Raw genomic sequence first — 10,998 nt, 5'->3', positions numbered from 1 at the left:
GTGAGAGAGGCTGCGAACACTCTCGGTTGTCTGGAATATGAGTACGTTTTCTGATGCAATGAGGTTGGGCAGATTTGCCTCAACCTCGTCCAGATAACAGGAGTATGTGTTACGATTTGATGCGGTCCATTTTGGGATCGTAAAGCGGTTGAAGTGTCACGTGGCAGGGGACACGTTGGGTCGCAACCTCCAACTCATACGTGCCTGACGTAACAAATTCCGCATCGACGCCGCCCTGATTTCGGACATAGCCGTAACCGATGGATTTGCCGGTCGTGTAACCATAGCCTCCCGACGTCAGCCAACCCACACGCTCTCCATCCCGGTATATTGTTTCGCGGCCCAACAGCACCACATCGGAGTCGACAGTGAAGCAGGCCAGCATCTTTTTGACACCCTCGGCCTTCTGCTTTTCGCTTGCCGCGCGGCCCTTGAAATTTATGTTTTTGCGCAGCTTCACAGCCCATCCCAGACCGCTTTCAAACGGCGTGTGATCAGGCCCGATGTCAGACCCCCAGGCCCGGTAACCCTTTTCTAACCGAAGAGATTCAATTGCGCGGTAGCCTGCATTTACCAGTCCTTGTGGCTGCCCTGCTTGCATCAGCGCAGAATAGACTGTTTGCGCGTATTCAACAGGCAAGTGCAGTTCCCAGCCAAGCTCGCCCACATATGTCACCCGCAGTGCCCTGACAGGGCAACCGGCGATGCCGATTGTCCGGATCGTGCCAAACCTGAACCCGTCATTTGACACATCGTCGCGGGTAACTGCCGCCAGAATATCTCGTGCCCTCGGCCCCATCAGCGACAATACTGCGTTTGAGGAGGTGATATCGAACAGCTGGCAGTTCAGCCCGTCCGGAATATTGCGGCTGATCCAGTCGAAGTCGTGGGTGGCAAAACCGGTACCGGTGACAATGTAGAATTCATCATGCGCTACGCGGCCCACGGTCAGGTCGCATTCAATTCCGCCCTTATCATTCAGCATCTGGGTATAGACCAGAGTGCCTACCGGTTTATCCACATCATTGGCACATATCCAGTTCATCGCCGCCTGGGCGTCGGGGCCTTTCAGCGCGAATTTGGCAAACGACGTTTGATCGAACAGCACCGCCGCTTCTCGGGCCGCTTTGTGTTCGCGGCCAACGGCGGCAAACCAGTTCTGGCGGCCAAAGCTGTATTCGTCCTTGGGTGCCTCGCCCAGCGATGCGTCGGCAAACCAGTTCGGGCGCTCCCAACCCAGTTTTTCACCAAAGCAAGCGCCCTTATCCATAAGCGTATCGTACAGCGGTGACTTGCGGCAGGGGCGGCCGGACTCGTGTTCTTCATGAGGCCAAGCCATAGTGTAGTGTTTGCCATATGCTTCGACTGTTCGGGTGCGAACCCAATCGGTGTCGAAATGCGGGCGGCCAAAACGGCGAATGTCGGCGGACCACAGGTCAAAGGGCGGCTCGCCCTTGGCGGCCCATTCTGCCAGCACCATTCCGGCGCCACCGCCAGAGGCAATGCCAAAGGCGTTGAAACCAGCACCAACAAAGAAATTCTTCAGCTCTGGTGCTTCACCTACAATGAAGTTGCCATCCGGAGTGAAGCTTTCGGGACCATTGGTCAGGGTCTTGATCCCCGCGGTCTCCAACGCTGGCACCCGGCCCAGCGACAGCTCCATGATCTGTTCGAAATGGTCGAAGTTACTGTCAAGCAAGGTGTAGTGGAAACCTTTTGGTATGCCATTCACCGCCCACGGGATCGGGTTCGGCTCATAGCCTCCCATGACGAGCCCACCAACCTCTTCTTTGTAATAGGTCAGCCGATCGGGGTCCCGCAGGGTTGGCAGGTCGCCGGGTACGCCAAATGGTTCTGTGACCATGTACTGGTGTTCCATAGGCACCAGCGGCACATTCACGCCGAACTTGGCGGCAAAGTCGCGCGTCCACTGACCGGCACACACGATCACCTTTTCGCATTCGATACGGCCATGTTCAGTGATTACGGCGCGGATCTTGCCGTTCTCGATTTCAAGATCGGTGGCCTTGGTATCTTCGAATATCTTCGCGCCTGCCATGCGCGCACCCTTGGCCAGCGCCTGGGTAATGTCCGAGGGGTTTGCTTGACCATCGGTAGGCAGGAACGCCGCGCCTATGACGTCACCGATATCCATCAGCGGCCAAAGATCCTGAGCTTCCTTCGGAGTCAGCAACTGCATGTCCAGACCAAAGGAATGGGCTGTGGTGGCCTGCCGTTTGACCTCGGTCCAGCGTTCCTCGTTGCAGGCAAGGCGCAAACCACCATTCATTTTCCAGCCCGTTCCCAGACCGGTTTCTTCTTCAATCTGGTTGTACAGATCGACTGAATATCCCAGCAGCTGAGTGATATTGGCGTTCGAACGCAGCTGCCCCACCAGGCCCGCCGCGTGGAATGTGGTGCCTGAAGTCAGCTTTTTGCGTTCCAGCAGCACCGTGTCGGTCCAACCCAGCTTAGCAAGGTGATAGGCGGTCGAGCAGCCGATGATGCCGCCGCCGATGATGACGGCTTTGGCTGTATTTGGAAGGTCGGTCATATCTGTCCTCAGGTGTTTTTGTAGTCGGTCAGGGCCGTGCGAAACCGTGCGAGATTTTCGCTTGTGTAGGCTGCGTAATCGAAGTCGATTTCCGAGGTGATCTCGGACACCATGCTCCACATGGTTTCACGAAGCAGCGAGGCGCATTTCATCGCCGTATAGCGATGACGTAATTGGTTGGTGACGGGTGCCTGGAAATAGGTTTCCAGAACCCAGTCCTCTTGTTCATTGGAAAGAGAGTTGTTCGAGGCCAGCCCACCCAAATCAAACAATGGCGAGTTGAAGCCCGCGTAGTCGAAATCGATCAGCCACAGGCGGGTGCCATCGTCCAGAAAGTTGCCGCAAAGCAGGTCGTTATGGCCAAACACGATGTCGTACGGCCCGGCCTCGGCTTCCAGGTCATTTCCAATTCGAACAAGTTCCGGGATCAGGTCCGTGTGCGAACTTCCACGCTCGGTGAGAGTGGCGGCATAGTCGCGGATGACGTGAAAGACCCAGAACACCAGCGACGGACCGCGCAGGTGCTTGGGCACTTCAAGGTGGCAGGCTTTCACGAGCTCCAGCACCCGCGGCAGCATACTGGGGTCGCGTATGTCCTCTTCGGTCAAAGTGCGGCTTTCGACGAATTCCAGCACTGTCAATTCGTTGGACGAAAACACTACAGCGGGTGACAGACCCGCTGCATGTGCGGCCTTACTGGCAGCCAGTTCGTTGAAGCGCATCACCTGGTGCAAAGGGATGTCGTCACCGACACGCACCACGTAGGATCCACTGCTGTCAGTAACCTTGTAGTTCACATTTGTGATCCCACCCGTCAAAGGGGTGGCTTTGATCTCGCCCTGCCAGATCGGTAGCTTGCGAATGCGGGTCATCAGATCGGATTGGGTCATATCAACTCTCCATTCCAAAGCGGATGCGTGCCTGACGAGCGCTTGCGTTGATCAGCCTATCAGCGATGATGGCAATGAATGCGATGGACAGCCCTGCCACCAGACCCCGGCCAGTGTCAGCCTTTGTCAGGGCAATGTAGACCTCTTGCCCCAGATCCCGGGTGCCAACGAGGGCCGTGATAACCAGCATGGACAGCGCCAGCATGATGGTCTGGTTAATACCCAAAAGGATTTCGGGCAGGGCCATGGGCAAGCGAATATGGCGCAGGAGTTGCGTGCCTGTGCAGCCAGAAACCAATCCAGCCTCGATCAATTCCTCACTGACCGATCGCACGCCGTGGGCCGCGTAACGCACGGCCGGGGCCAGTGCGTAAAGGACTATGGCAATCAGAGCAGTGAAATCGCCGACACGGAACAGCATCACTACCGGGATCAGATAGACAAAGCTGGGCAATGTCTGCAGCGTATCGATAAACAGGTTAATCACTGTCCCGGCGCGTTTGTTCAGTGCGGCTACAACACCCAGCGGAACCCCGATCAGAGTTGCAAGAAACACAGAGGCTCCGCAGAGATAAACTGTCACCATTGCCTTGGCCCACAGTCCTGAAATGAGGATCAGAGACGCCAGTCCTCCGCACAGCAGTGCCAGCCGCCAGCCCCCTGCATGCCAACCCAGCAAGGTCAGCATGGCAATGGCCCAAGGCCATGGAATTCCCAGCAAGACCGTTTTGATCGGGATCATGAACCACGTCAGAAAGAAGATCTTGATCGCCTCGAACGTGTCGAAATAGTTGATGTTCAGGTATTTGACCGTGTCATCCCAGAACCCGCCAGTGGTGATCGTCTGACTTTCAGGATATTCCAGCAACAGGGGTGAGAACTGCCCCAGAACCCAGGTCAAAATCAGCAGGATCAATACCAGAGTTGTCCGGCGATGGCGGGTGAGCCACGAGCCGGGGAGCTCGTGATGGACCTGCCCCATACGCTCGGCGAAAGCCTGACTTAGGCGATCAACCGCAATGGCCAGAACGACAATGGCAATACCGGCCTCGAACCCTGCACCGATATCCAGTCTGCGCAGCGCGGCAAGGACGTCGAACCCCAATCCTCCGGCCCCGATCATCGAGGCGATGATGACCATGTTCAGCGTCAGCATGATCACCTGATTGACACCCACCATCAGACTGTGGCTGGCGGAAGGAACCAAAACGCGCCACATCAACTGCTTTTGCGTCGTGCCTGCCATGCGCCCGAAGTCCAAAATCTCGGGGTCGACGGCTCTCAAGGCAAGCGTGGTGATCCGCACCATAGGCGGTGTCGCATAGATGATCGTGGCGACCAGCGCCGAAATCGGTCCAAAGCCGAACATGAACAGAATTGGTACCAGATAGGCAAAGATCGGGATTGTCTGCATCAGGTCCAGAATGGGCGAGATGATGCGATCGAAAGTCAGGTGGCGATAGGCCAATATCCCCAACAACAGCCCGCCACCCGCGCCAATCGGTACCGCAATCAGGACCGAGGCAAGCGTAACCATCGCGCTGTCCCACTGGCCAAAGACGGCCAGATAGGTAAAGCAGCCGCCGACCAATGCCGCGAGCCCCCAGTCCCGGCAATACTGTCCCAAAGCTATTACGGCGGTGATAACCACAATCCAGCTGATCGCAGGTAGGATGACTTGCGCATCGTTGCCTTGCCCGGTGACAAAACCTTCGGCCAGCAGGGACAAGACAAGGTCATAGGGCTGTTCTATCAACCAAGCAGCAGCGCGGGTAACGTCGGTGAACGAAACTGGGCCGATTGCAGCATCCTCGATCAGCCAGGACATTGCGGATGAGATATAAGTTTTGAATGGGACGACCCAGGCCGACGGGAATTTGGTGATCCAGCGCGCATCGAGCGCTTTTCCCAGGTTACTGCCGAAATACCCCAGCAGGATCGTGAGTCCGACAAGCAGCAGAATGACAAGTTGGCTGCGGGACAGGCGGCTCATACCGCTTCCCCTTCACCGAATAGCACATGGGCCACAGCCTTGCGATCAATGGCGCCAATAACCAGACCTTTGCCGTCTGTCACGGGAATTGGTGCATCTGCGGTGATGATCCGTTCCGCCACGGCCGAGACGCGGGTGGATTGCACAATGGGCTCACCTTCACCCGCAGCGCCGACGGTCATTACACCACCAACCGTCAAAACCTTGGAGCGCGGAATATGGCGCGTGAATTCAGCAACATAGTCGGTCGCAGGATTCATCACCAGTTCCTCCGGGGTGGCAATCTGGATGACTTCACCGTCCTTCATAATTGCGATGCGGTCGGCCAAGCGAACAGCTTCTTCAAAGTCGTGCGTGATAAAGACAATTGTTTTATGCAACCGTTCCTGTAGCCGCAGAAACTCGTCCTGCATTTCGCGACGGATCAGCGGATCGAGGGCCGAAAAAGGTTCGTCCAGAAACCACAGATCGGGCTCTGTCACCAATGATCGGGCAATGCCCACACGCTGTTGCTGACCACCTGAAAGCTCTCGTGGATAGTAGTCTTCGCGCCCCTTCAGGCCGACCAGTTCCACCACGTCTCTCGCTTTTGCTTCGGCCTCGTGTTTGGGCGTAGCCTGAATGGTCAGGGGAAACATCACATTCTGCAACACGGTCAGGTGCGGCAGTAGGGCAAAATGCTGAAACACCATGCCCATCTTGTGCCGACGGATTTCAATCATTTCTTTCTCGCTGGCGCGCAGCAGATCGGCGTCGTCGAAAAGAACCTCACCGCTTGTGGGTTCGATCAACCTGGACAGACAACGAACCAGGGTTGATTTGCCTGAACCGGACAGGCCCATGATGATGAAGATTTCTCCTTCAACGATCTCAATATTGGCGTTGCGTACCGCTCCGATCACACCCGCATTTCGAATGTCATCTGCCGATGGATTCGGGTTTTGCGCCAGAAGGGTCTCGGCGTTTGGACCGTATAGCTTCCAAACGTTTCGGCAGGACAGTTTTGTTGTGGGGGTCATCTGTAGTGTCCGGTACTAAGACGGAAAAAGACCGAAGCGGCAGAGGAGAGCGGGGTAACCGCTTCGGTCAAGCAGATTATTTAGAGATCCAACCGGACCAACGGTCTTTGTTCTTCTCCATCCAATCCGCGACAACTGCATCAATTTCAACACCGTCCAGATCGGCTTTGCCGACCATAGCGCTCATCTCGTCGTTATTGATGTTGTAGGCTTCGATGATGTCATACGCGCCCGGCCACTTCTCTTGCAGGCCAGACCAAGCAGCCTTCCAGATCGGACCGCGCGGTTTTCCGCAGTCATAGGCCAAATCCGGGTTCACACCGACTGACGGGTCGCTGTAGCATTCGGCCGAAAATGGCGGAAACTCCACGAATTCGCCGTCATATTTGGCCGGGGCCCAGTGCGGAACATAGACCCACAGCATGATTGGATCTTCGCGCTGATATGCGGATTCCAGCTCAGCAAAAAGCGCAGCATCCGTGCCTGCGTGGACAACTTCAAACTCCAATTCTAACGCTTCGACGCGTTCTTCGTCGAAACCGCCCCAGGTCACGGGCCCGCCGACATAGCGCCCATTTGGCGAGGTTTCAGCGGTGGCGAATTCCCCTGCACAGTCTTTCAGAGCTTCCCAGTTTGGCAGGCCGGGGCAGCGCTCTTTCATATAAGTCGGGTACCACCATTCTTCGATCGCCATCAGACCGGTTTCACCAACGTTCACCACATTGCCAGAGGCGGTGGCTTCGTCCAGTGCTTCACGCCCGGTGGTTTCCCAGATTTCCATTGCCAGATGTAGATCACCCGTCTTCAGGCCCGCAAACTGAGCGATATAGTCCGCCTGAACATATTCAACGTTGTACCCTGCCTCTTGCAGGATTGATCCCATTATCTTGGTGTTGATCAGCTGTCCTGACCAATCATGCAGCGTCAGTTTGATTGGGTCCGTCGATTCGGCGGCCCAAGAAGCCGAAGCAGTTACGCCAGCAACTAATGCTATTGCGTGTAGTGCCTTGAATTTCCTGATCATGTTGTGCTCCCTGAATGTGGCTTTTTGAGTGTTTTTCGTTTATTACACTTCCATGCTGCGCCAATCTGACAACTACGTCAATAAAAACCACACTTCGCCACGAACAATGGTTATAATTCACACAAAAAGCCCCAAAGAGAACTGAATTGGGTGCAATATTGTTTTATTGGGGTGACTGCCGTATCCCCTTTCAGGAGGTCGCATGTTAAAGCCACGAAAAACCACAAATCAGCGCGAAGAAGAAATCCTTCGCGAGCTGCAACATGCGGGCGGGTCGTGCAGAGTCAGCCTCTTGGCTCAAAAACTGAATGTTTCCAATGAAACGATCCGGCGCAACGTCAAGGCGCTGGAAGAGCGCAAGATCGTGCGGAAGGTTCACGGCGGCGTACATCTTAGCGAAGACGCAATAGAACCACCTTTTGAAAACCGCTTGGGAACGCAAGCGCATGCGAAAGAAGCAATAGCCCGGGCAGTCGCAAACACCATAAGCGACGGGGATTCCTTATTTCTGGATATTGGTTCGACAACCGCTTACGTCGCGCTTGCACTGCGGAAGCACAAAGACCTGTTTGTTGTCACAAATTCGGTTTTCGTCGCTTACACATTGTCAAAGCACAACAACAACCGGGTGTTTCTGGCGGGTGGAGAACTGCGTGCCCATGATGGGGGTGCTTTCGGTGCAGAGGCATTGGATCTTGTAAAGCGTTTCAACGTACAGCTGGCAGTGTTCTCGGTTGGAGCCGTGAATGGCGACTTGGGTTTCATGCTTCATGATCTTGAAGAAGCCAATATCGCACGTGCGGCGGCAGAAAATGCGCAGGTTCGCATCGTCGTCGCCGACAGCGGAAAATTCAACAAGCGGGCTCCGATATCTCTGCAGAACATGGCTGGAATTGATGTTTTTTTTACCGATCGCCTTCCTCCTGCAAACATCCAGGACATGCTCAACAAAAATGATATCGAAGTTGTTGTCGCAGGGTCGGACTAAAGCGTTTTGTGCTTAATCAGAGACCTGTTCGTTAGCCTTGAGGAGGATCCTGCATTCGTGCGAGTTGAATGGGTTAAAGATGACGCCGAGCGTCTCGCGCAATGCTTCAAGTACACTGGCGTCAATGCGTTGCAAGTAAGTTCTGGAGCATGGAGAAAGCCAATTCGATGGCATTGAGGTCTGAGCTGTAGGTGGGCAGAAATAAGGGGCTCAAGTGCTGACTTTTGGTCTTTCACGGTCATGCGGCTTTGGCGTGCCCGGTTAATGGTAGAAACCCGTTCATAGCTTGCTGATGATATTCTTTCAAAGGCGCACAGTACCCGAAGGACGTGATTCTGATTGCTATTTTCTTTTGCATTCAGCGCATTATCTCCTTTCGAGACCTGGAAGAAATCAAGGCCGAGCGCGGGGTTTCAAGAGACAACACCGCGCGACCTTTGAAAATTGGTTTTCGGTACTGTGTTTGGTGGCGGTGGGTTTAGCATTCAAGGCTTGAATTGACAGAATTTTCGACGTTGATCTCATGCAGAAAGGTTTGTCACAGACTTATTGGGTTTTCCCGCATGGGTCCCAGGGCGAAAAATCCGGACAAGAGCGTGATACGGAGGTAAAGCAGTGACCCAACAGAACTGGAGCCAGGCAATTCTCGACCGGCTCAAGTCCGCAGGAAGTAGTCTGACTGTACCAGACGGATCCCAACTTTTTGCACCGGGCGCTTACGGTGAGGTGTTTTTGATCGTACGGTCGGGCATCGTTCGGGTGGAACAAACCAGCCCGTCGGGGCGCACCGTTGTTCTTTATCGGGTTGGCCCGTACGACAGTTGCGTTATGACAACCTCGTGCATGTTGTCGGACATCCCCTATTCAGGGTTCGGTTATGCCGAGGGGCCGGTCACGGCGCTGGCCATCGGCCGGGACAAGTTCAACACGTTGCTGGCCACAGATGCCGAATTTCGGGGTGCGGTCTTCATGGCGTTTTCACAACGCATTGTTGAGCTGTCCGAGGTTATCGATGATCTTCTACTTAACCGGATGGACCTGAAACTGGCGCAGTGGCTTTTGGATCAGGGCGCGCATTCGGGCGATATTCGCACCACGCACCAGCGCATTGCAGCCGAACTGGGCAGCGCGCGCGAAGTCATGTCCCGTATCCTCAAGGATTTTGAACAACGGGGGTGGATCAAGCTTGAGCGAGGTGTGATTCATCTTCAGGACCGCCCAGCCCTGCACCACCATGCCAGAACGGGGGTTGTGTGACGTCGTCACATAACACGAGCTAATAAACAGCGAATCTTGGACCAGACAATCAAGGAGATTCGACCATGAAATTCACGTCTAATGTTGGTTCTGTCGACCGGATTTTGCGCCTGGTCCTCGGTGGCGTGCTGATCCTTCTGGCACTGACCGGTACCATCGGCCCCTGGGGTTGGCTTGGGGCTGTGTTTGTAGTGACAGCCTTCATGAAATTCTGTCCGATCTATGCGCTTCTGGGTCTGTGCACCAACAAGCAAGCCAAGCCGTAACACGTCCTACCCTTGCTTCGCGCAACACTTGGATTCGTCTGGGTCCTGGCGTTGCGCGGCGTTCCTCAGACTCAGGACTCATTGAGTTCTACAGGCAGTAGATGACGACTGCGGCGAGAGCGATGGCAGAGAAGAATGCCCTGGGGCATCAGTTGCATCTGGTTGCGACCCGCCTCCAGTCCATAAGTCTGGCGAACATGATCTCGATGCAGTTGGGCCGTTTGTATCGGCGCTTGTCGTATTTCATCGGGGTCTTGCGTTGCTTCCAGCCTGTAATGCCGGCGCGTATCCCCGTGTCTTTCAAAGCTTCTCTGAACCAGTCGGCATTATACCCTCTGTCTCCGAGCATCCATTTGACGTCTGGAAGGCAGCTGAGCAACGCCCGCGCGCCGATGTAGTCGCTGACCTGACCGACCGTGACGGACAGGTTGAGCGGTCGGCCCCAGCTGTCGTAGATTGCATGCTGTTTCGTATTCTTGCCACCCTTGGTTCGCCCGATCAGGCGACCGCGCCTTTTTTGACGCCCAGACTGGACGCCGTTCGGTGGGCTTTCAGGTAGGTTGCGGCGATCATCACAGTCTTCTTCTCACCGTGCCGGGCCGCCAACCCGACCAGCATCTGTGCGAAGATGTATTTATCGTTCCTGCGCTTCCAACGGTTGTTGGGCGTTTTTAGCGGGCCATACTCTTTCGGCGCATCCTCCCGCGCAAGCCATTGCGGTTTAAGAAGATAATCCCACTCAGGACACGCCGGTCGTCCATACGCGGTTTGCCGTGGGACTTTGGGAAGTAGCGTTCTAAACGCGCCATCTGCGCGTCGCTCAGCCAGAAAAGATCAGACATGTTCACCGGTGGATTTTGAACGCTGAATCATGTCGCTCCACCGAAATCAATGGGTCCTGAGCCTTCTGTATCTCGAGTTTGCTAACTTGACCCCCGTCAGCCACTTTTGCCGAGGTTGCTGACGGGGCGGTGTATGGCGTCTGAGCCTTGTGGCCTGACCACGTT

The 10,998-nt window shown here is 55.2% G+C and carries 8 protein-coding genes and 2 pseudogenes; 4 read left to right on the top strand and 6 right to left on the bottom strand.

The annotated features are described in order from the left end of the window. Window positions 1–109 precede the first annotated feature (109 nt). The 5 genes from AC2FND_RS18150 to AC2FND_RS18130 all read right to left on the bottom strand — a co-directional run bounded on the left by AC2FND_RS18150 (window position 110) and on the right by AC2FND_RS18130 (window position 7,480). On the bottom strand, window positions 110–2,554 hold the full coding sequence (locus tag AC2FND_RS18150) for a GcvT family protein (protein WP_496771180.1): 2,445 nt from the start codon (window positions 2,552–2,554) through the stop codon (window positions 110–112). Window positions 2,555–2,562: 8 nt separating this feature from the next. Beyond that, window positions 2,563–3,444, bottom strand: coding sequence for a phosphotransferase (locus tag AC2FND_RS18145; RefSeq protein ID WP_496771179.1), 882 nt, complete (start codon window positions 3,442–3,444; stop codon window positions 2,563–2,565). 1 nt (window position 3,445) lies between these two features. Continuing rightward, on the bottom strand, window positions 3,446–5,437 hold the full coding sequence (locus tag AC2FND_RS18140) for an ABC transporter permease (RefSeq protein WP_496771178.1): 1,992 nt from the start codon (window positions 5,435–5,437) through the stop codon (window positions 3,446–3,448). After that, window positions 5,434–6,456: a quaternary amine ABC transporter ATP-binding protein gene (locus AC2FND_RS18135; protein WP_496771177.1), complete on the bottom strand. Its 1,023-nt coding sequence runs from the start codon at window positions 6,454–6,456 to the stop codon at window positions 5,434–5,436. Before AC2FND_RS18135 ends, AC2FND_RS18140 begins: the two co-directional genes overlap by 4 nt. 76 nt (window positions 6,457–6,532) lie before the next feature. Further along, the gene (locus tag AC2FND_RS18130; protein ID WP_496771176.1) at window positions 6,533–7,480 is read right to left on the bottom strand and encodes an ABC transporter substrate-binding protein; all 948 of its coding nucleotides are present in this window, start codon (window positions 7,478–7,480) and stop codon (window positions 6,533–6,535) included. A 202-nt stretch (window positions 7,481–7,682) separates the two neighbouring features. Between AC2FND_RS18130 and AC2FND_RS18125 the strand changes: the two genes are divergently transcribed. The 4 genes and pseudogenes from AC2FND_RS18125 (at window position 7,683) to AC2FND_RS18110 (ending at window position 9,991) form a co-directional block, all read left to right on the top strand. Then, window positions 7,683–8,468: a DeoR/GlpR family DNA-binding transcription regulator gene (locus tag AC2FND_RS18125; protein ID WP_496771175.1), complete on the top strand. Its 786-nt coding sequence runs from the start codon at window positions 7,683–7,685 to the stop codon at window positions 8,466–8,468. A 329-nt stretch (window positions 8,469–8,797) separates the two neighbouring features. Beyond that, window positions 8,798–8,893: pseudogene (locus AC2FND_RS18120) on the top strand (IS6 family transposase); the annotation flags it as partial. Window positions 8,894–9,083: 190 nt separating this feature from the next. After that, window positions 9,084–9,725: a Crp/Fnr family transcriptional regulator gene (locus AC2FND_RS18115; RefSeq protein WP_496771174.1), complete on the top strand. Its 642-nt coding sequence runs from the start codon at window positions 9,084–9,086 to the stop codon at window positions 9,723–9,725. Window positions 9,726–9,790: 65 nt separating this feature from the next. Further along, on the top strand, window positions 9,791–9,991 hold the full coding sequence (locus tag AC2FND_RS18110) for a YgaP family membrane protein (protein ID WP_496771173.1): 201 nt from the start codon (window positions 9,791–9,793) through the stop codon (window positions 9,989–9,991). Between the two features lie 148 nt (window positions 9,992–10,139). On the opposite strand, the pseudogene AC2FND_RS18105 reads toward AC2FND_RS18110, so the two are convergent. Continuing rightward, a pseudogene (locus AC2FND_RS18105) lies at window positions 10,140–10,833 on the bottom strand (IS5 family transposase). Window positions 10,834–10,998 lie beyond the last annotated feature (165 nt).

It is taken from the genome of Ruegeria sp. BHSB056 (assembly GCF_059613305.1).
This window is presented reverse-complemented; position numbering and strand designations above follow the sequence as displayed.